The following is a 20,308-nucleotide window of genomic DNA, read 5'->3' as shown; positions in this document are numbered from 1 at the left end:
GCGCCCTAGGCGTGCTGGTGGGTTTCGTGTGCCGAGTGGCCCGCCGGTTCCAGTTGGAAAGTGCAGTGCTCGGTGTCGAAATGCGAGCCGAGGCAGGAACCGAGTTGGTCCAGGAGCCGGTCCGCACCCGTGGCGTCCAAGATCCGGTCCTCCACCACCACGTGGGCCGAGAAGACCGGAACCCCGGACGTGATGGTCCAAATGTGGATGTCATGAACGGCCACCACGCCCTCGACAGAGAGGATGTGCTCGCGGATCATCTGGACCTCAACGCCCTTGGGCGTGGCCTCCAGCAGCACATCAACCACGTCGCGCAGCAGGTGCCAAGCACGGGGCAGGATCATCAGCGAGATCAGGATGGATGCGATCGGGTCGGCGGCCCGTAAACCGGTGGTCATGATGATAATCGCGGCGACGATGACGGCGAACGAACCCAGCAGGTCGCCCAGGACTTCAAGGTAGGCGCCCCGGACGTTGAGGCTTTCCTTCTGGGCCCCGCGCAGGATGAGAAGCGAGACCAGGTTGGCCACGGCCCCCAGGATGGCGGCAAAGAGCATGACGTCCGTCCGGATCTCCGGCGTCTCCCCGAAGCGGCGGATTGCCTCGATGAAGATCACTACCGAGATCACGATCAAGATGAGGGCGTTGGCCAGGGCGGCCAGGACCTCGGCGCGCTGGTACCCGTAGGTGCGTTGATCGCTCGGCGGGCGGGTGGCTATCCATGCGGCAAGCAAGGCAATGAAGACGCCTGCTGCATCGGAGAGCATGTGGCCTGCGTCGGCCAGCAGGGCCAACGAACCGGAGACGACGGCGCCCGCCACCTGGACGAGGACCACCGCGAGGGTGATGGCCAAGACAGCGATGAGCCGCTTCCGATGCTTGCCGGTTGCGGTGACGCCGTGTGAGTGGTTGTGATCGTGCCCCATGCCTACAAGGCTATCCCCAGCCGAGTTCGTGCAAGCGGTCGTCGCCGATTCCGAAGTGGTGGGCGATCTCGTGGATCACGGTAATGGCGACCTCGTCGATCACTTCCTGGCGCGATGAACAGATATCCAGGATTGGTTGCCGGAAGATGGTGATCCGGTCCGGGAGTGAACCGGCGTCCCACCAGGAGTCCCGTTCCGTCAGCGGCACGCCTTCGTACAGGCCCAGCAACACCGTGCCTGGGGCGTCTCCGGGCTGCGGCGTGTAGTCGTCCTCGATGAAGATCGCCACATTGTCCATGGCACGGGCCGCCTTGTCCGGAATCAGGAGCAGGGCGTCGCCCACCGCCGCTTCGAAGTCTTCCGGCGACATATTGAACGGCGCGGTATTGAACTGTGCCGCCCGAGAGCCAGTCCCGGTACCTGGAAGCGGGGAGGAAGTGCGCTGGCCGCCGGGGCCATCGCCGTCGGGAACGATCGGCAGGCCGGGAGGCAAATTCGCGGGCATGCTCTGACTCTAGTCCGTGGCCGGGCCGTTGACGCCGGATGTCATGGCAGCTACAGTTTTCCGGGCTGGTAATTCGTATAACCAGCCCCAGGTTAAGCCCACCCAGCCGTGCGGATCCTGTGACAAGCCCCCTCAAAGTTCGCGACAGACAGGCCACTCCCATGACCCGCCCCGGTAGCAGATCCGGCACGACGATGAACGACGTCGCTGCTGCTGCCGGTGTTTCCCAGGCCACGGTTTCGCTGGTGCTCAACGACGCCGCGGGAACCAGGTTCTCGGAGGAGACCCGCCGCAAGGTCCATGCCGCCGCCTATGACTTGGGCTACCGGACCAACGCCCACGCCAAAGTGCTCCGCGACGGCGTTGCCGGGATGATCGGCTTCGTCGGCGACTTCGTGGCCACCGCGCCTTTCGCCGGCAAGATCATCGAGGGCGCGCAAGCGAGGGCGTGGGAGGCCGGGCTGCTGCTCCTGACCGTCAACACGGGCGGTGACAAGGCCCTGGAGGCCGCTTCACTGGAGACCATGCTGTCCTACAAAGTCGCCGGAGTGGTCTACGCCGCCATGTACCACCGGGTCCTTGACGTGCCCGACGTCCTGGCGGAGGTGCCCGCCGTCGTGCTCAATTCTCGTGACCGATCCGGACGCTTTCCCAGCATCGCTCCGCAAGAAGAGCTGGGCGGCTACACCGCCACCAAACGGCTGCTCGACGCCGGACATCGCCGGATCGCGATGATCAACATCGGTGACCCGGACGGTGAGCTTCCGGCCGCCGTCGGGCGCCATGCGGGCTATGTCCGGGCGCTCGAGGAGGCGGGTCTCAACCCCGATTCCGGGCTGCACCGCGCAGGCGACGGGCACGAATCGGGTGGTTTCGACAACGCCCTTGGGCTCATGGCCGGTCCGGAGCCGCCCACGGCGATCTTCTGCGCCAATGACCGCACCGCCTGGGGTGCCTACCAGGCTTTGGCCCAGCTCGGATTGTCCATCCCGGGCGATGTCTCCCTGGTCGGTTTCGACAATCAGGAAACGCTCGCCCCGCACTTGCGGCCCGGACTGACGACCCTCGAGCTGCCCTTCCTGGAGATGGGCCGGCGCGCCGTTGAACTGCTGCTGGCCGGCGCTGACCGCAACGGCCGAACCGAATACTTTGAATGTCCACTCGTCGAACGCCATTCCGTGGCCGCGCCACCGAAATTCACTAGTAGCTACTGAAACTCCCCAACCAAGGAACAGGAAACGCATGAACCACTCGCCCCTTGCGTCCGAGCCGCTCGACGTCGTCGTGGTCGGCGAAGCGCTCATCGACATCGTCAACTCGCCCGAAGGGCAGACCGAATACCCCGGCGGCTCGCCGGCAAACGTCGCCTACGGCCTCGGGCGGCTCGACGTGAAGGCCGGGCTGCTCACCGCCGTCGGGCGCGACTCCCGCGGCGAGGCCATCGCGACGCACCTGGCAAGCGCCGGTGTAGTTGTGCTGCCGGGCTCGCAATCGCTCGCGAAGACCGCGACGGCGACCGCCGAGATCGCCGCGGACGGTTCGGCCGAATACACCTTCGACATCGAGTGGAAACTGGCTCCCGCCGCACTCCCTTACGCCCCGAAGATCCTCCATACGGGCTCGATTGCCACGTTCCTCGAGCCTGGCGCTGGCGTGGTCAGGAACCTCCTGGAGCAGGCGCAAGGCGGATGCATTGTCACGTACGACCCCAACATCCGCACGGACCTCCTGGGCAGCCACAGCGAGGCGCTCCGCATTTTCGAGGAGCTGGTACCGCTGACCAGCGTCGTGAAGCTCAGTGACGACGACGCATTCTGGCTCTATCCGGGCAAGTCCCTGGAGGAGACCGCCAAGCACATCCTGGGCCTCGGTGCGGGCCTCGCCGTGGTCACGCGAGGTGCCGAAGGCTCGCTGATGGCGACGCTCCACACCCAGCTGACGGTCCCCGCGGTGACTTCGGTGGTGGCGGACACCATCGGCGCCGGCGATTCGTACATGTCGGCACTGATCCTCGGACTGCTGCTGCGCGGTAGCCAGGGGCTTGCGCCCACAGTTCTCGAACGCATCGGCCAGACCGCTTCCATGGCCGCGTCTATTACCGTGGGGCGCCCTGGGGCAAACCCGCCCACGCACCGCGAGCTTCTTGCGGGAATGGCCAGGTAGGGCCGGGTTCTTCGACGATGGCGGTGGCTCTAGCGGGACCGGCGCCGCGTCAACCCGACGCCGACCAGGCAGATCACGCCGCCCACCAGGCCCCAGATGGTGGGGATCTCGCTGAGCACCGCCCAGGAAATCAGAATGGTGGTGCCTGGAACCAGGTACGTCGTTGCGGCGAGCTTTCCGGCCTCGATGAGGGAGAGGGCATATGCCCAGGTGGTGAAAGCGATGGCCGTGGGGAAGATCCCCAGGTACACCAGTCCAAGCGTGGCCGGAAGGGGAGCGGCCTGCACCTCGGACACCAGTTGGCCTGCCCACGGCAGGCAGCAGACGGCGCCTACGATGATGCCGAACCACGTGGCCTGCGCCGCGGAGAACGCGCGCAGCACGGGCTTCTGGACGATGACGCTCACCGCGGCGAGCACAGCGGCGAGTAGGCACAACAGCACCCCGGCGACGTCCGCCGTCGAGCGCTGTCCCGAACCGAGCGCGATCAGCGCAACCCCGCCGAACGCCACCAGGCTGCCGATGATCAGCCAGCGCGGAAAGCCTTCTTTCAGGATGACGCCGGCGAGGACCGCGATCAGGATGGGTGAGACGTTGATGAGCATGGCGCTGGTTCCGGCGTCCAGCATGTGCTCAGCGGCGTTCAGGGCCAGGTTGTAACCCGCGAACCACATGACGCCGTAGGACAGGATGGGCCACCATTCGCGGCCCTTCGGCCAGCGCTTGAGCCTCGGCAGGGCGACAATGCCGAGCGCGACGGCGGCAACCGCCAGCCGCCCGAGCGTCAAGGAGCCGGGGAGAAGCTTGGCCCCACGGCGCGGATGCCTACGAACGCGGACGCCCAAAGGACAACGGTGACGACGACGGCAGCGATGCCGAGCTTGCTGATGGTCCGGGAGTTTGTGGTCGCCGGAGAGGTTGGGGTGCTTGTGGCCATGATGCCAATCTAGTCCGCGAAGGGCGGGACGGACTGGCGGAATTCGGACGCCTTGCAACAAGAAACCGCCAACTCTGACGGAGCGGATTTGAACGCTGGGTTGAGTCCTGGTTTGATACCGGTTTGCGTTCCGCGGGGCGCGATTTGGGAATAACCCTGACTATGCTCTAAAGTTTTAGAGTCCAGTTCGGACGAGCGAGAAGCGGTAAAACACATGGTGTTGGTGACCGTCGCGAATTCGGATTGTTCCAGGCCCCCATCGTCTAGCGGCCTAGGACACCGCCCTTTCACGGCGGCGGCACGGGTTCGAATCCCGTTGGGGGTACGCGAGGAACTGGTCAAACTAGGCTGAGAAGTCTGGTAGGCTGGAAGCCTTGAAAAAGGCGGTAGAGATACTGCAAACAAGCAAGGCCCTGTAGCGCAGTTGGTTAGCGCGCCGCCCTGTCACGGCGGAGGTCGCGGGTTCAAGTCCCGTCAGGGTCGCTCTGATTGCCGGAAGAAATTCCGGCAATCATGGTGACATTGTCACCTAAGGCTCTGTAGCTCAGTTGGTAGAGCGTTCGACTGAAAATCGAAAGGTCACCGGATCGACGCCGGTCGGAGCCACCCACTGGGAAGCGCTAGTTCTTCGGAACCGGCGCTTTTCTCTTAACCAATTGAATGCAATGGTGCGCAGTGCGGGGTTATAGGGCAAAAGGTGTATAAAACCGGAGTGTCTGGCGGCGCGGCTTCACAGAGTTTGAATCCGCAGGTCAAGTTCTCTGTCACGTCCGGTAAGGCGGAGCTCTGTTGGCGCCAGCAATGACGTCGGTGTCGTCTGGTCGCTCGGAACCGACCTCCGCCGGGAAATGAAATGGTTCGGTCGTGGTGATCCGCAACCCGGGGTCCGTTATTGGCTCGCATCCTTTCGAACTCGTCGATATCAATGCCGATGACTTTGACTGAGCAGCGCTGTCCGAGGATGAAGAACTCAACGCCTTCCCTCGGAGGGGGGACACGTCGGCCCGAGCGGAGGTGTCGGATTCTGCTCAATCATTCGAGTGGATAAACTCCAGATCCTTGGAATCTCGGGGCCGGCACGCTGTGTGACGGGATTGATCCAGCAGAATCCGACGGCGGCAGCGCTGACGCTGACGTCGGCGCGCCATCCCGAAGCGCGGCCCTGGGACGCCCCGGCTCTATTCATCCAACTCTCCCGGGCATATTCTTTCCCCGTTGGCACGTCGATACGCGCGAAAAATGGGGAGAAAAATGAAAAACACGCCGCGGCTGCTGCTTGCCACTTTGGTGGCCTCAACCTTGGCCTTGAGTGGTTGTGCATTTCAAATGCCAACAGCCCAAGGCACCCAATCGGCCCAGAGTAAGCAACAGTCGCCGACCGTTCCGGCGCCCCCTCAAAGCAGCGAGCCGAGCACTGCACCTACCGGCTCCGGTGGCTTGTACGGCGCCTTCGGTTCGATGAACGAGGCCTGCGTTTCCGTAAGTGCCACGTGGCTGAGCATTTCCCTTTTGCCGTTGGCGAGCTTGGCAGGTGGGAACCCCGACGATATCAAGAAGGCCCAGGATGAGCTGGCCAAGATGCAGGGCAAAGTTCCGGATGAACTGAAGCCGCACTTTGAAAAGCTCAAGGCCTTCATCGATTCGGCGGGCAGTGACTACAGCAAATACGGCACCGGGGAGTTCGAGGCGCTCTCCAAGCCGATCGAGGACTGGGTCAACAAGAACTGCAAGTAATGGGCCTGAGCTGCCGTCTTCCTCTTTGTATTCACCTTTGTCTCCGCCTTGTCACAGGCAAGCGCTAGGGTGGTACTCAACAGAAGGGGAGGGCTACATGGAACCGCAGGAAAGCTTCACCGCGCCTGAACCGGAAGCCGTTGGGGCTCCGGTTTCCGAGGATCGACAAACGGTGGCAGCAAGCGGCCGCACAGTGATCTCGGATTCCGCTGTCGCCAAGGTTGCTGGCATTGCCGCGAGGGCGGTTCCGGGTGTCTACTCCTTGGGCTCGGCCCCTTCACGCGCGCTTGGAGCCATCCGCGACGCCGTCGGTAGCCAGGACCATGCTGCGGGCGTCCGCGCCGAGGTCGGCGAAACCCAGGTGGCCGTGGATATCAACCTTGTGGCCATTTACGGGTACCCATTGCATGATGTCGCCAACCAGGTTCGCGCGGCCGTTTATGCCGCGGTCGAATCGTTGGTGGGACTGGAAGTCATAGAGGTCAACGTCGAAATCAACGATGTCTACGTTGCCCCGCCTGTTAAAGCTGGAACAAAAAGCGCATTATCGGAAAGGGAGCCACTCCAGTGAGCATGACTGTTGTCGGGATCGGGATCGGCGCCTTCGTGGCGTTCATGGCTTTCCAATTCGGGCTGTGGGGTTTTGTCATTGCCCTTCTCTTCATGGGCATCGGCGCACTTCTGGGCCGCGCCGCGGACGGAAAACTTGACCTGCGCAGCGTGCTGGACGCCCTCACCGGCCGTCGCTCATCGTCATGAGCTCCATGGCTGAGGCGGTGCAGCCCGCCATCACGATGGCCGGCCACAACCGGATCAGCACCCAGGCCCTCACCACTTTGGCACAGGCGGCCGCTGCAGAGGCGCTGGGTGTCTCGCCACAGGATGTTCGAGCCGAATGTTCAGACGACGACGGCCTTCTGGCGCTCTCGGTGGCCGCTCCGATCCGTGTGCCCTCGCTGACGGAGGTCCTCAGGGATCCACGGCGGGTAGACGGATTCGGTGGATCGGTTTGGGACCGCGCCGTGGCTGCCAAGACGGCCATCCTTGAACGCGTCACCGAACTCAGCGGCTCCACCCTGAGCCGGGTGGATATCCGGATCAGCGGCGCACGCATCAGTGAAGGAGCTCGTGTCCAATGAGCGACCTGCAGACCCCGCACCCGCACAGTAGCCACCCGCACGCGGGAGACCCCCAGGCGAGCGAAGGCCAGCACCCCGGAAACCAGGCGCCAGAGACCCCGGAGGGCGGCGATCCGATCGATGCAGGACTCCGGCGCATCCTGAAGCGCGAGACACGGTCCTCCCGTGCGGGAATGGCCGGGCTCGCCGCGGTTTTGGTCATCGCAGCCTGCGTCTATGCACTCCTCGAATCCGCCCTGCGCGCCATTGGCCAACCGCCGTGGCTCATTGACCCGCAAACTGCGGCCGAACGCCTCATAGCCCTGCCCGAAGGTATTTCGCCCCTGCTGCTCGGCTCCCTTGGCGGCGTCGTAGCCATGGTGGGATTGATCTTCTTGTTGAACGCTGTCCTGCCCGGCCGGAAGTTCCGGCATTTGCTTGAGGATCCCCGGGCCGGAGTGGTCGTGGACGACGAGGTCATTGCTTCCGCACTCGCCAGGGCCGCCCGAACAGCAGCGAATGTCACCCAGGAGCAAGTCATGGTGGTTGTTTCGCAGCGGAAAGCAGTAGTCAACGTCCGGCCCACCTCCGGCGTGCCCGTGCACGAGGAACGGATCCTTGCCGCCGTCGAAAATGAACTTCAGAAAATGGCGCCTTCGCCCATGCCGGCCGTCCGCGTCAATGTGGCTACATCCGGGGTGATCGGCGCATGAACGGAACCCCGCATGTCCTTAACCGCATCTTGATTGGCATCCTTGGCCTGAAGCTGTTCGCCGTCGGCATCCTCTTAGTGCTGCTCGCCACCGTTCCCGCGGTGGGCAGTTGGTGGCGCAGCTGGTCCACGGGAGTCTGGGAACACGCCAAATACCTCTCGGAACAGACCCGGATTCCGGGCCGTGAGGAAAGCTGGCTCTGGGTAGCGGCGCTGGTGGTGCTGATCGTGCTGATCGTGCTGATGGTGGCTTGGGTATCGCAGCAAGGCAAAGGCCGCGCCAACCTCATCGTGTCGGACTATGACGACCGCCGGACCGCCGGCGATGTTCGCATTGGCGGGAATTTGGCGGAGCAGGCGCTGAAGGCGGCACTCGCCGATCGTCCGGATCTTGCGGGCGTTACGGTGGCTACCTATGAGGTGAGGGGTCGTCCGGGCCTTAGGATCCGGGTCCAGCCCCGTCAAGGCGTATCCCCGCATACCCTCGCCGCGGACGTTTCGCGGCTTGTGGAGGCCCTGGATGTGGTGGTGGGCCGCAGGACCCCGGTGTTGATTCATATTGGGGCTGGCGCGAGGGCCAGGTTCAGCAAGGCCGAGCGCGTTCGTTAGACCCGGAGGTGCGGCCATTGTTAACCGCGCCGCAATGTTCCTGCCCGGCCTTTGTGTTGCGGAGGTTTGCACAGGGCCATAGTTTGAACGGTAGAGGGGGAACTCTTCCCTTTGGTTGGGCTTGCCCGGCCGGCAACGGACCCTGTGTCCGAGTCAAGCCGATGGACCAGAACATGTGGACCAGAAACAAGGAGAAAACCATGAGCGAAGAAGTCAACGACATCAAGAAGACCGCTGAAGCTGCGGCGGAACAGGCCAAGCATGTTGCTGGCGAAGCCGTCGAGAACGCGAAGGAATTTGCCGGCGACGCAGCGGAGAACGTGAAGGAATTCTTTTCCGGTGACGTGGCTGATAACGCCAAGGAACTCGCGGGGGATGTTGCCGGGAACGCCAAGGAGATCGCCGGTGACGTGGCCGAGAACGTCAAGGGCCTCGGCTCCAAGATCGCTGGCTTCTTCAAGGGTGGTAAGTAGGCTCCGAGCCCGTGATGGCGGCGCCTTCCTGACCCTTTTTGCCCACAGAACGGGGCCGACACGCAGCAAACTCTGCGTGTCGGCCCCGTTTTCGCGCCAAAGAAGGTCTGGAAGGGCAACCCTTACAGCGCCAGGAGGTACGCCCCGCTATTCGGGACGATCGAAGCCCCGCCTGAGCCGCCGTCGCTGGAAAGGCCAACCCTGAAGCCCGCTGGCACAGCAAGGGCTGCGGCTCCCATGTTGACCACCACCAACACGTCCCGATTGTGGAAGGCCAGGATTCCGTTGGCTGGATCGTGCTCCTCCGCCCACGTGAACGTGCCCGAACCCAGGTGATGGTCCTTGCGGAACGACAGGACCGAGCGGTATAGCTCCAGGGTAGAACCGTCGATGCCGGCCTGGAGGTCCGCGGCAAGCTCGCCGAACGATTCAGGCTGGGGCAGCCACGGCGCAGTAGGCGCCTTGCCGATCACGGCCGCAAGCGCGTCGCCTGCGGTGGACGCTTCCGAGAATCCGAAGCCGGACTCGGCGGCTTTCCACGGCAAAGGCACTCGGCACCCGTCGCGGCCGCGTTCCACGCCTTTGGTGCGGAAGAACGAGGGGTCTTGGCGCGCTTTGGCCGGCAAGGACGTGTGCTCCGGCAGGCCGAGTTCTTCACCCTGGTAAAGATAGGCGGAGCCGGGCAAGGCGAAGGACACCATGGAAGCGGCGCGTGCCCGCGCCAGTCCAAGGGCGGCGTCGGGCTGTTCGTCTTCCGCCGCGATGCCCTTGGGAAACGTCGTGGGGTCTGCCAGCCCGAAGCGGCTGGGGTGCCGGACGGTGTCGTGGTTGCTCAGGACCCAGGTGGAGGGCGCCTCCACCGATCCCGCGGCGTCCAGCGAAGACTGGATTGCCTCCGCCATACGCTCCGCGTCCCAGCCAGCCAGCAGGAAATCGAAGTTGAAGGCCTGCTGCATTTCATCCTTGCGGATGTACCGGGCCAGCCGTTCGGGCGGCTCGACCCAAGCCTCGGCAACCAGCATGCGGTCGCCGTCGTACTCTGACAGGACTTGGCGCCATCCCCGGTAGATTTCGTGGACGCCGTCCTGGTCGAAGAAGGGCGACGGCGGGTCCAGCGGCGGCTTGACCTTGTGTTCGACGGCGGTCTCGGCCCCTCCGGCGGCTTGCCCGGCGGGCGCTTTTCCATCGACGTGAGGGTGGGCCGTATGGGGTTCGACGGCCTCGCTGTGCGCGCCCGGTGCGGATAGGCCGCCTTCGACCATGGCAGCAGAGCCCTCCCAGTCCGGCAGTCCGGCTTCCTTGACCAGGCCATGGGCAACGTCCACCCGGAAGCCGTCAACTCCGCGGTCCAGCCAGAAACGCAGCACCGAGCGCATCTCTTCGTGGACTTCCGGGCTCTCCCAGTTGAGGTCTGGCTGCTTCGTGTCGAAAAGGTGTAGGTACCACTGGCCGGGAGTGCCGTCGTCGTTCGTCAGGCGCGTCCAGGCGGGGCCGCCGAAGATGGACTTCCAATTGTTCGGGGCCAAGGCCCCGTCCCCGGAGCCCGGCTTGGAGTCCTTGCCCGGATGGAACATGTAGCGCTCGCGCTCGGGGGAGCCGGGGGCGGCGGCGAGGGCTTCGCGGAACCATACGTGCTCGTCCGACGTGTGGTTGGGCACGAGATCGACGATTACCTTGATCCCCAGGCCGTGGGCCTTCTCCAGCATGGCGTCAAAGTCGTCCAAGGTACCGAAGAGGGGGTCCACGGTACGGTAGTCCGCGACGTCGTATCCAGCGTCAGCTTGCGGAGATTTGTAGAACGGGGAGAGCCACACGGCATCCACACCCAGCTCTTGCAGATACGGCAGCTTCGCCGAGATTCCGGCTAGATCGCCCATTCCGTCGCCGTTGGCATCGGCGAAAGAACGGGGATAAATCTGGTATACGACGGCGCTTGCCCACCACGCGGAAATGCTGGAACCGGGGGTTGGGATCGGGGAGTGCGGCACTGGATTCCTCTCGATAACATTTTTGTGTAAACGCTTGCATTACTACCCGGAAGCTTACTAATGTGAGGCTCACCACATCAACCGCACCGCGGAAAAAACCTGGTCCACTCATTGAGGAGTCCCCAGCATGAAAACTCGCAAGTACCTTCTGCCGGCCGCTATGGCTGGCGTGCTCGCCATGTCCCTGTCCGCCTGTGGTGGCGGCGGTGGCGGCGGCACAGCCTCAGGCGGCGGCGACGCCGCAGCCAACCTTGACGGCCGCGGACCCATTACTTACGTACAGGGCAAGGACAACAGCAACGTGGTGCGCCCGCTCGTCGATAAATGGAACGCGGCGCACCCGGACCAGAAGGTCACCTTCAAGGAGCAGTCCGATGCTGCCGACCAGCAGCACGACGACCTCGTGCAGCACTTCCAAGGGAAGGACGCGAACTACGACGTCGTCGACGTCGACGTGATCTGGACAGCTGAATTCGCGGCGAAGGGCTGGCTGCAGCCGCTCAAGGACAAGACGACCTTCGACACCTCGGCCATGCTCCCCGCGACCGTCAAGACAGCCACATACGGCGGCACACTCTACGCCGCACCGCAGACCTCCGACGGCGGCATCCTCTACTACCGCAAGGATCTTGTGCCGACGCCGCCCAAGACCTTTGACGAGATGATGAGCATGTGCTCCATCGCGAAGCAGAACAACATCGGTTGCTACGCGGGCCAGTTCCAGAAGTACGAAGGCCTGACGGTCAACGCAGCCGAGGCCATCAACTCGTTCGGCGGCAAGATCGTTGACGACTCAGGCAAGGCGGCGGTTAACTCGGCGGAGGCGAAGGCCGGTCTCGGCAAGCTCGTCGAGGCATTCAAGAACGGCAACATCCCGCAGGAGGCCATTACCTACAAGGAGGAGGACAGCCGGACCGCCTTCCAGGACGGGAAGCTCCTGTTCCTCCGCAACTGGCCGTATGTCTTCAACATCGCGAGCAAGACCGACGGTTCCTCCAAGGTGGCCGACAAGTTCGGCATCGCCCCGCTTCCCGGCAAGTCCGGCCCTGGCGCCTCGTCCCTCGGCGGTCACAACTTGGCGATGAGCGTTTACTCCAAGAACAAGGCCACGTCGCTGGACTTCATGAAGTTCATGACGAGTGAGGAAACCGAGAAGTTCTACGCGACACAGGGCTCGCTGGCTCCTGTCCTGGGCGCCCTGTACACGGACCCGAGCCTGACGTCCAAGCTCGCCTACCTGCCGGTCCTTAAGACGTCGATCGAGAACGCCGTCCCGCGCCCGGTGACGCCGTTCTACCCGGCCGTGACCAAGGCGGTGGAGGACAACGCTTACGCCGCCCTCAAGGGGGAGAAGACGGTCGACCAGGCGGTGGCCGACATGCAGTCGGCCATCGAAGCCGCCAAGTAGCCAAGTTGTGAGCCGATGGTCCGGGCGTCGGAACGGACCCCCGGGCCATCGGCCCCCTGAACAGGAGAGACTCCATGTCTACGAAACTCCCGGAGCGCACCCAGGCCGGGGCGCCAGCTGAGACCCACCACATGCCCGGCCGCGAGAGCGCGGACCGGAAGCAGGTGACCCAAGGCCGGTGGGCCTCCGTCTTGCTGGTGCCGACGCTAATCCTTCTGGCTGTCGTCATCATCTACCCGGTGGTCAACGCCATCATCATGTCCTTCCAGAAGGACGCGGGCCTCAATCCTGCGACCGGGTTCTTCGAGCAGGGCGGCCCCGCCGGATTCGAGAACTACACCCACTGGCTGTTCCAGCAGTGCAACGGCCAATCCTGCCCGCCAGGAACCCTCGGGTCCCAGTTCTGGAACGCGATGGGAACCACCTTCTTCTTCACGGTGGTGACGGTGGCCCTCGAGACCGTACTGGGATTCTGGATGGCGATCATCATGGCGCGATCCTTCCGAGGGCGGAGCGCGGTCCGCGCCGCCGTTCTCGTCCCTTGGGCTATCCCCACGGCCGTTACGGCCAAGCTCTGGTTCTTCATCTTCGCGTTCGACGGCATCGCGAACAAGCTGTTCGGCACCCAGATCCTCTGGACGGGGTCGGAATGGCCTGCCAAGTGGGCGGTGGTCATCTCGGACACGTGGAAGACGACGCCGTTCATGGCGCTTCTCATCCTCGCTGGCCTGCAGCTCATTCCGGATGAAGTCTATGAGGCAGCGAAGGTCGACGGCGCAACCGCATGGCAGCGCTTCAGGCTGATCACGTTGCCGCTCGTCAAGCCGGCACTCATGGTCGCGATCCTGTTCCGCACGCTTGACGCGCTTCGCATGTTCGACCTGCCGTACATCATGACGCAGGGCGCCAACAACACGACGACGCTCTCGATTCTCGTCGTCGACCAGATCCGCGAAGGGTTCAATAGCGCGGCAGCGCTTTCGACCGTCACCTTCATCGTGATCTTCCTCGTCGCCTTCATCTTCGTCCGCTTCCTTGGCGCCAACGCCGTGGGCGCGGCCACCTCATCGGGAAGGAAGTAACATGGCCGCCACCGCCACGCTTCCACGCGCTGCAACCACGCCAGATCGCCGTAAGGGCTTCGAATGGGGCAGCTGCGCACCTACATCTCCGCTGCCATCATCCTCGTCTGGTGCCTCGTGCCGGCGTACTGGATGATCGTGACAGCCTTCCGCGACACTGCGTTCACCTTCGATGCGACCTTTTGGCCGACACACGTCACGGGGGACAACTTCGCGACGGTCTTCGATGAGAGCCTTGGCAACCACTTCGGTCGGAACCTGCTCAACAGCCTCATCGTGGCGGGTGCCACCACGATCGTCGCCCTCGTGGTGGGCGTGTTCGCCGCCTACGCACTCGCACGCCTGAACTTCCGGTTCAAGTTTGCCGTCATGGGTTTCATCCTCGGTGCGTCGATGTTCCCGGGCGTCGCGCTGGTGACTCCGTTGTTCCAGCTGTTCACCAACATCGGCTGGATGGGCTCGTACCAGGCGATGATCATCCCGGATATCTCCTTCACCCTCCCGCTCACGGTCTACACGCTGACGTCGTTCTTCCGCGAGATGCCGTGGGAGCTCGAAGAATCCGCTCGCATTGACGGGTGCACGCAGGGTCAGGCCTTCCGGAAGATCATCCTGCCCCTCGCCGCGCCTGCGACGTTCACCACGGCGATTCTGGCCTTCATCGGGGCGTGGAACGAGTTCCTCATTGCGAGCCAGCTGTCCTCGGACGCAACTCGCCCCGTCACCGTTGCGATCGCCTACTTTGCCGGAGCGCAGCCGCACCAGGAGCCGTACACCGCCGTCATGGCCGCGGGCACCATTGTCACCATCCCGCTCGTGATCCTCGTGCTGGTGTTCCAGCGCAAGATCGTGGCGGGCCTGACTGCGGGCGCCGTCAAATGACTGAGGACAGCAAGGCGCACCCTTCCGATCTGCGAAGGGTCCGCTCGGCTGAGGACCTGGATATCGTCCTTGGCCTCCTCGGCTTCTGGGGCCTGGTTCTGCTAGTCGTGACGGTGAGCGCCGAGCTCACGGCCCAGCCCGCATTGGGCTGGGCCCTGGGCCTGCTGGCGGTAGTGCTGGCTATGTGGGGCCTGATTCGAATGCGCCGCAAGCTTCCGCCCAGGACTGGCAGGCGCCTCACCTGAGCGGCGGTCCTAATTCATGCGGTCCGAAATAAGTAGCGCGGAATGGGCGGAGGGCGACCAGGCGGAATACGCTGGCTATCTGCCGTCTGGGAAGGAACCCTCGGCATCCGCACGGATTCTTTGAGGGGGCTCGAGTGGCAAAAACGAACGAACGGTCCCAGCGTGGCGGCCACGCAGGAGCCAGCATTGAGGATGTCGCACTGGCCGCAGGCGTTTCCACCGCCACGGTTTCGCGCGCGGTGCGGGGCCTTCCCCGAGTATCTCCGGCTACGCGGGAAAAGATCCTGCGGGTAGCCGGAGAACTCGGGTATGTGGCGTCGTCGTCCGCCTCCGGCCTGGCCACGGGCCGCACCAAGACCGTCGGCGTCCTGGCCCCGTATGTGGACCGTTGGTTCTTCTTCAAAGCCATCGAGGGCGTAGACCGCGAGCTTCACGCCCGCGGCTACAACCTCTCCCTGTTCAACCTGGGTGGGCAGCGTGGAGCGCGGGAACGCCTGTTCAGCAAGACCATGGTCTACAAACAAATCGATGCACTCCTGGTCCTCTGCATGTCCCTGACGTCGGAAGAAATCGCAGATCTCCAAAGGATCGACATTCCTTTGGTGATTGTCGGTGGTCCGGTGGAAGACTGCCCGAGCATCGGCATTGACGATTACGCCGCGTCTGTGGAAGCCACCATGCATCTGCTGAACCTGGGACACCGCGAGATCGCATTGCTCCATGGCCAAGACGACTCCGACCTGAACTTCACGGTGCCGCGGCTTCGCGTCGACGGTTTCACCGATGCCATGACGAGCGCGGGTTATTCCATGCCACCGGAATGGGACATTTTCGGAAACTTCACGGTGGGCAGTGGCCAGCAAGCCTTCGACGAGCTCTGGGACAAGCCAGGACGCAAGCCGACTGCGATCTTCTGCGCCTCCGATGAAATGGCCATGGGAGCCATGTTGCAGGCGCGGCGCCGTGGCGTCCGTGTACCGGAGGACTTGTCCATCATCGGCATTGACAACCATGAATTCGCCGAGGCCATGGGCCTGACGACCGTAGCCCAGGACCCCGTTGAACAAGGCCAACTGGGCACGCGCATGCTGCTGGACGAATTGGCCGGTGAAGCAGGCTCCGTACGCTCAATGAAGGCACCCCACCGGCTGATCGTCCGGGAAACCACCGGTCCGCCCCGACCCAAGGACTGACCCGGCCCGTGAGCTAGGAAGCCCGCGCCAGCTGCCTGATGGGGATCCAGCGGGAAGCCAGTCGGCGGTAGGCCGCGGCGGCTCCTGTCATGTCGCCCTCGGCCAAGCATTCGATGCCTAGCCGGACATCCATCGGCGATTCATCCGGGTACACCTTGTCTGCCACTGCGCCGTAGTCCAGCTCGACCATGGACTGCACGTGGAACAATTCGAGCCATTCGGTGAGCTGAGTGAGGTCATCGAGCATGTCCAGGTCAGGCGCGGCGAGGGCAAGATTGGCTACGGCGAAGCGTGCGCGGTCCAGGGCATCAGTCAGTGAGGCCCAGACCCTGACCGTGAGGATGCGTCCACCGGATTCCACGACGTCCTTGCGGTCCGACTCCTGGAACAGCGAGAACCAGCTGAAGGGGATTCCCCAGGTGGAGGCCCTGGTGTGGACGCGCTTCGCGTCGTGACTGGCATTGATGCGGTCGATTCGGGCCTGGTGCCGGTCGCGCTGGTCCACGGGGATGAGCAGCTCCGCGAGTGGTCCGTGGATCCCTTCCATGAGGGCGTTGGCCGCCAAGCCTGCCCGGATCACCAGTTGGCTGGGGCAATAGAGCAGCCGCCCGGCGTCGGGGTCGTTCGGATCTCCGGACGGAAGCCGGGTGATGCGGACCAGGTCAGTGCTGCCTGTTGGGAAAGGATCCCCGCCTTTTCGGGTGACCCGTCCAAGGGAAGCGAGCAACTCGGCATTCTCGACGGCGGCCCGCGAACCGCTGCGGGTACCGCTCGCCACGAGCTGCTGCCGCTGGTCCTCCGGGAAGGCTTCGAGGGGTTCGTAGACGCGCAGCGCTGAAGAGAAGGGCAGCCCAGCCTGATTCCCGTATAGCTTTCCGCTCATCGCGGGCCCGCCTCCTCCATCAATTGTTACCGCTCAGTCCGTTAGCTCCACGATCACGGGAGCGTGGTCCGAGGCGCCTTTGCCCTTGCGCTCCTCGCGGTCGATCGAGGCTCCCGTGACGCGGGCGGCCAGCGCGGGGGAGGCCATGACGAAGTCGATCCGCATGCCCTCCTTCTTGGGGAACCGGAGCTGGGTGTAGTCCCAGTAGGTATAGACGCCAGGCCCTGGGGTGTAGGGGCGGACGACGTCGGTGAAACCAGCCGCTTCGAACGCACGGAAGGCTTCGCGCTCGGGTTCGCTGACGTGAGTGAGTGCGTTTTCCCGGAAGAAGTCGATGTCCCAGACATCGTCATCCAACGGGGCGATGTTCCAGTCGCCCATGAGCGCCAGTTGCGTCTCGGGGTTCTCAGTGACCCAGTTGGCGGCGTGGCCCTTCAAGGTGTCCAGCCACTTCAGCTTGTACGGCATGTGTTCGTCGTCCAAGGAACGGCCGTTGGGAACGTACAGGCTCCATACCCTTACCCCGCCGCAGGTCGCAGCGATGGCACGGGCTTCCTGTACGGGGTCCTTGCCGGCCTTTCCGAAGGCAGGCTGGTCAACAAAGGTGCGTTCGACGTCGTCGAGCCCTACACGGGAGGCGATCGCGACGCCGTTCCATTGGCTCACACCGAAGTGGGCCACCTCGTAACCCATGCGTTCGAAGAGCTCCCAGGGGAAGTTGTCGTCCTTGCATTTGGTTTCCTGCATGGCGAGGACGTCGCAGTCACTGCGCTGCAGCCAGGCCTCCACACGGTCGGCACGTGCGCGGAGCGAATTCACATTCCAGGTAGCTATCTTCACAGCCACTAACTTACCGAACTTGGGACCTAGCGCATCCCCTCACGGCGGATTGCTCCTTCGAAGGCCTAATGCGCGAGCATCACCGAAGAACTGGCGCGCCTGCGGAGCTTGATCCCAGAAGCGATCAGCAGCAAACCAACGACGGCGGCGTATGTCGCCAGCAGCGCCACCACGCCCAGGAATCCGGCTCCGGGATTCACGAGCACAAAAAGCCCAAAAAAGGTGGTGACCAACCCCGTCAACATCCAGAGCCACCAAGCCCTGACTGTCGTCCTGGTGTCCATGGCAAGGATGATTTGCGAAATCCCCAGGATCAGGGCCCAAGCTCCTATGAGGAAGCCAAGCGCCGCCGCGGTGATGCCCGGCCACGAAACCGCCACGAGGCCGGTGGCGACGGAGATGAAGCCGCCAATCATGCTCCAGCGGGAGTGGCGCGCGGGATCGTAGAAGTAATGGGCCATGTCAGTGAGTCCGTCAGTGATGGCGTAGACGCCGAACACGTAGACGAGGGCAAATACAGTGGCGACCGGCAAGGAAGCAACCAGGAAGGCCAAGAGAAGGGCCAAGGCTCCCCGGAAGATGAGCGCTGTTCCGGAATGCTGAAACAACTTGCGTCCTGCGGTGTCGGACATAGCGCCAGTTTAGACCCGCGCCGGTAGCTGGTGAAGTGGGCGTGTGCCTTAGATCGACTCCAAAATCGAGACGTAATTCGCGATGCCCACTCCGCCCATGTTCTGCACGGCACCGCGGCGGGCGGTGGGCAGTTGCATGGCGCCAGCGGTGCCCGTGAGCTGCATGGCCGCGATGACGTGCTGGGACACGCCGGTGGCACCCACAGGGTGACCCTTGGCCTTGAGCCCGCCGGACACGTTGATGGGAAGCTTGCCGTCTTTGTAGACCCAGCCTTCCTGCACCGCGCGGGAGCCTTCGCCCCGCGGCGTCAGCCCCATGGCCTCATACATGATCAGTTCGGCGATGGTGAAGCAATCGTGCACTTCGGCGAAGTCCAGCCCTTCAATCCCGACGCCGGCCATCCCCAGTGCGCGCTCCCAGGAGACCCGGGTGGCTGCGAACTCGGTGGGGTCGCGGCGCTCTGCCGGGAAGAAGCCGTTCGCGTGCCCGAAGCCCGCCAGCCGCACGGGTTCGGTAGCAGCGCCCGACGCCGGGCCAACGGAAAGCACGACGGCGGCGGCGCCGTCGGACACGGGGGAGCAGTCGGTGCGGCGGAGCGGTTCGGCCACCATGGGGTTCTTCTCGGAAACCGTCCGGCAGAACTCCTCGCCAAAGTCCCTGTGCATCTGCGCGTAAGGGTTGTCCATGCCATTGTGGTGATTCTTGGCGGCGATAGAACCAAGGACGTCGCCTAGGCCTCGGGCAAACCCAGAGCCTTCGATGCCAGACCCTTGAATGCCAGCTCCGTAGCGCTTCTCGTAGTGCTTGGCTACCTCGGCGAACAGTCCCGTGAAGCCAGTGGTGGAGGCCTTGCCTGCCATCTCGTAAGACGCGCCAAGGAGTGCGGCTCCCACCACGTCGGCCCCGGCGTCGGTCATCTTCTCGGCACCGATCACCAGGACGTTGCGGGCCGTCCCGGCAAGCACGGATTTCACGCCCTGTTGGAATGCGGCGGAACCGGAGGCGCAGGCGTTCTCCGTTCGTGTGGCCGGCACGTTGGCCAGGTCCTCGGACAGCTGCAGGGCGAGTGAGGACGTGAATCCCAGGGGCTGCATGCCCGAGTTGAACTGGCCGAGGTAGATTTCGTCGATATCCCGTGGCTCAAGGCCCGAGTTCTGGATGGCCTCCGCGGACACCTGGACGATCAGGGATTCCAGCGTCTGGTCCGTGAGTTTGCCGAACTTGCTGTGCCCCCAGCCGGTGAGGAGGACGTCTTTGCCGAACTGGTCTTTCAGGCTCATGCTGTGGCTCCTTCGAGAGCGGCTTCTTCCAAGGAGACCGTGAACGCGGCCTCCGTCTTGCTTCGGATCTCTTCGACGGTGACCCCAGGCGCGAGGCGGGTCAGCGTGAGCTGCCGCCCGCCGCCTGATTCCTGTTCGTTCCTTACGAGATCGAACACCGCAAGGTCGCTGACAATGCGGTCCACAACTCCCAATCCAGTCAGCGGGAGGGTGCATTCCCGGACGATCTTGGCGCTCCCGTCCTTGGCATTGTGTTCGGTGAGGATCACCACGCGCGGGGTTCCGGCCACTAGGTCCATGGCGCCGCCCATGCCCTTGACCATCTTTCCCGGAATGGTCCAGTTGGCGAGGTCGCCGTCGCCCGAAACCTGCATGGCGCCGAGGATGGCAACCTTGACGTGTCCACCGCGGATCATGCCGAAGGACGTTGCAGAGTCGAAGATGCTGCCGCCGGGCAGGACCGTGACGGTCTGCTTGCCGGCGTTGATGAGGTCGGCGTCTTCCTCGCCTTCATAGGGGAAGGGCCCCATGCCGAGCAGCCCGTTTTCGCTTTGCAACACAACCCGCACGCCGTCGGGCAAGTTGTTGGCAACAAGGGTGGGGATGCCGATACCAAGATTGACGTAGTCGCCGTCGTTGAGTTCCTGGGCCGCAATGGCGGCCATTTCGTCGCGGGTCCATGCCATGGTGATACTCC

Annotated in this window: 21 protein-coding genes, 3 tRNA genes and 2 pseudogenes; 17 read left to right on the top strand and 9 right to left on the bottom strand. The window is 63.8% G+C overall.

All coding sequences use genetic code 11. The annotated features are described in order from the left end of the window. Positions 1–5 precede the first annotated feature (5 nt). Positions 6–926 (bottom strand): cation diffusion facilitator family transporter, encoded by a 921-nt coding sequence (locus OW521_RS06335; RefSeq protein ID WP_268023856.1) that lies wholly within the window; start codon positions 924–926, stop codon positions 6–8. Positions 927–936: 10 nt separating this feature from the next. Next, entirely contained in the window at positions 937–1,431 is a 495-nt protein-coding gene (locus OW521_RS06330) for a metallopeptidase family protein (RefSeq protein ID WP_268023854.1), read from the bottom strand. Positions 1,432–1,592: 161 nt separating this feature from the next. Between OW521_RS06330 and OW521_RS06325 the strand changes: the two genes are divergently transcribed. Together OW521_RS06325 and OW521_RS06320 are read left to right on the top strand one after the other, a co-directional pair. Continuing rightward, entirely contained in the window at positions 1,593–2,645 is a 1,053-nt protein-coding gene (locus tag OW521_RS06325) for a LacI family DNA-binding transcriptional regulator (protein ID WP_268023852.1), read from the top strand. A 28-nt stretch (positions 2,646–2,673) separates the two neighbouring features. Continuing rightward, entirely contained in the window at positions 2,674–3,594 is a 921-nt protein-coding gene (locus OW521_RS06320) for a carbohydrate kinase family protein (RefSeq protein ID WP_268023850.1), read from the top strand. A 29-nt stretch (positions 3,595–3,623) separates the two neighbouring features. Here the strand turns inward: OW521_RS06320 and OW521_RS06315 are convergent. Beyond that, positions 3,624–4,531 (bottom strand): annotated as a pseudogene (locus OW521_RS06315) (DMT family transporter). 252 nt (positions 4,532–4,783) lie between these two features. Here OW521_RS06315 and OW521_RS06310 point away from each other — a divergent pair. The 10 genes from OW521_RS06310 to OW521_RS06265 all read left to right on the top strand — a co-directional run bounded on the left by OW521_RS06310 (position 4,784) and on the right by OW521_RS06265 (position 9,177). Continuing rightward, positions 4,784–4,856, top strand: a tRNA-Glu gene (locus tag OW521_RS06310). A gap of 84 nt (positions 4,857–4,940) precedes the next feature. Next, positions 4,941–5,014: transfer RNA gene (locus tag OW521_RS06305), tRNA-Asp, on the top strand. A gap of 50 nt (positions 5,015–5,064) precedes the next feature. After that, positions 5,065–5,137: transfer RNA gene (locus OW521_RS06300), tRNA-Phe, on the top strand. Between the two features lie 645 nt (positions 5,138–5,782). Further along, entirely contained in the window at positions 5,783–6,265 is a 483-nt protein-coding gene (locus OW521_RS06295; protein ID WP_268023849.1) for a hypothetical protein, read from the top strand. 97 nt (positions 6,266–6,362) lie between these two features. Beyond that, the gene (locus OW521_RS06290; protein ID WP_268023847.1) at positions 6,363–6,836 is read left to right on the top strand and encodes an Asp23/Gls24 family envelope stress response protein; all 474 of its coding nucleotides are present in this window, start codon (positions 6,363–6,365) and stop codon (positions 6,834–6,836) included. Beyond that, a complete protein-coding gene (locus tag OW521_RS06285; protein WP_268023845.1) occupies positions 6,833–7,024 on the top strand; it encodes a DUF2273 domain-containing protein in 192 nt (63 codons plus the stop codon). Before OW521_RS06290 ends, OW521_RS06285 begins: the two co-directional genes overlap by 4 nt. Then, the gene (locus OW521_RS06280) at positions 7,021–7,404 is read left to right on the top strand and encodes a hypothetical protein (protein ID WP_268023843.1); all 384 of its coding nucleotides are present in this window, start codon (positions 7,021–7,023) and stop codon (positions 7,402–7,404) included. Before OW521_RS06285 ends, OW521_RS06280 begins: the two co-directional genes overlap by 4 nt. Continuing rightward, entirely contained in the window at positions 7,401–8,096 is a 696-nt protein-coding gene (locus OW521_RS06275) for a DUF6286 domain-containing protein (RefSeq protein WP_268023841.1), read from the top strand. The genes OW521_RS06280 and OW521_RS06275 overlap by 4 nt, the downstream gene beginning before the upstream one ends. Beyond that, entirely contained in the window at positions 8,093–8,704 is a 612-nt protein-coding gene (locus OW521_RS06270; protein WP_268023840.1) for a hypothetical protein, read from the top strand. The genes OW521_RS06275 and OW521_RS06270 overlap by 4 nt, the downstream gene beginning before the upstream one ends. Before the next feature lie 200 nt (positions 8,705–8,904). Further along, on the top strand, positions 8,905–9,177 hold the full coding sequence (locus OW521_RS06265) for a hypothetical protein (protein ID WP_268023839.1): 273 nt from the start codon (positions 8,905–8,907) through the stop codon (positions 9,175–9,177). Positions 9,178–9,299: 122 nt separating this feature from the next. Here OW521_RS06265 and OW521_RS06260 read toward each other — a convergent pair whose 3' ends face one another. Next, positions 9,300–11,165, bottom strand: coding sequence for a glycoside hydrolase family 13 protein (locus OW521_RS06260; RefSeq protein ID WP_442781226.1), 1,866 nt, complete (start codon positions 11,163–11,165; stop codon positions 9,300–9,302). 127 nt (positions 11,166–11,292) lie between these two features. Between OW521_RS06260 and OW521_RS06255 the strand changes: the two genes are divergently transcribed. The 5 genes and pseudogenes from OW521_RS06255 (at position 11,293) to OW521_RS06235 (ending at position 15,975) form a co-directional block, all read left to right on the top strand. Further along, the gene (locus OW521_RS06255) at positions 11,293–12,573 is read left to right on the top strand and encodes an ABC transporter substrate-binding protein (RefSeq protein WP_268023837.1); all 1,281 of its coding nucleotides are present in this window, start codon (positions 11,293–11,295) and stop codon (positions 12,571–12,573) included. 74 nt (positions 12,574–12,647) lie between these two features. Next, complete coding sequence (locus tag OW521_RS06250) at positions 12,648–13,655, top strand: carbohydrate ABC transporter permease (protein ID WP_442781225.1); 1,008 nt, start codon at positions 12,648–12,650, stop codon at positions 13,653–13,655. A gap of 60 nt (positions 13,656–13,715) precedes the next feature. After that, positions 13,716–14,537: pseudogene (locus tag OW521_RS06245) on the top strand (carbohydrate ABC transporter permease); the annotation flags it as partial. Then, complete coding sequence (locus OW521_RS06240) at positions 14,534–14,782, top strand: hypothetical protein (protein WP_268023833.1); 249 nt, start codon at positions 14,534–14,536, stop codon at positions 14,780–14,782. The pseudogene OW521_RS06245 and the gene OW521_RS06240, both read left to right, overlap by 4 nt. 134 nt (positions 14,783–14,916) lie before the next feature. Beyond that, positions 14,917–15,975 (top strand): LacI family DNA-binding transcriptional regulator, encoded by a 1,059-nt coding sequence (locus OW521_RS06235; RefSeq protein ID WP_268023831.1) that lies wholly within the window; start codon positions 14,917–14,919, stop codon positions 15,973–15,975. A gap of 13 nt (positions 15,976–15,988) precedes the next feature. On the opposite strand, the gene OW521_RS06230 is transcribed toward OW521_RS06235, so the two are convergent. From OW521_RS06230 to OW521_RS06210, 5 genes are all read right to left on the bottom strand, one after another. Next, complete coding sequence (locus tag OW521_RS06230; RefSeq protein ID WP_268023829.1) at positions 15,989–16,858, bottom strand: hypothetical protein; 870 nt, start codon at positions 16,856–16,858, stop codon at positions 15,989–15,991. 33 nt (positions 16,859–16,891) lie between these two features. Continuing rightward, positions 16,892–17,698 (bottom strand): exodeoxyribonuclease III, encoded by an 807-nt coding sequence (locus OW521_RS06225; protein ID WP_268023827.1) that lies wholly within the window; start codon positions 17,696–17,698, stop codon positions 16,892–16,894. A 65-nt stretch (positions 17,699–17,763) separates the two neighbouring features. Then, positions 17,764–18,306, bottom strand: a complete 543-nt coding sequence (locus tag OW521_RS06220; protein WP_268023825.1) for an HdeD family acid-resistance protein — start codon at positions 18,304–18,306, stop codon at positions 17,764–17,766. Between the two features lie 72 nt (positions 18,307–18,378). Further along, positions 18,379–19,611: an acetyl-CoA acetyltransferase gene (locus OW521_RS06215; RefSeq protein ID WP_268023823.1), complete on the bottom strand. Its 1,233-nt coding sequence runs from the start codon at positions 19,609–19,611 to the stop codon at positions 18,379–18,381. Beyond that, positions 19,608–20,297: a CoA transferase subunit B gene (locus OW521_RS06210; protein WP_268023821.1), complete on the bottom strand. Its 690-nt coding sequence runs from the start codon at positions 20,295–20,297 to the stop codon at positions 19,608–19,610. The genes OW521_RS06215 and OW521_RS06210 overlap by 4 nt, the downstream gene beginning before the upstream one ends. Between the last annotated feature and the right edge of the window lie 11 nt (positions 20,298–20,308).

The sequence above is a fragment of the Arthrobacter sp. MMS18-M83 genome (assembly GCF_026683955.1).
In the GTDB taxonomy this organism is placed as follows: domain Bacteria; phylum Actinomycetota; class Actinomycetes; order Actinomycetales; family Micrococcaceae; genus Arthrobacter.
The sequence above is the reverse complement of the archived record's forward strand: the minus strand, read 5'-3'. Positions and strand labels throughout refer to the sequence as shown.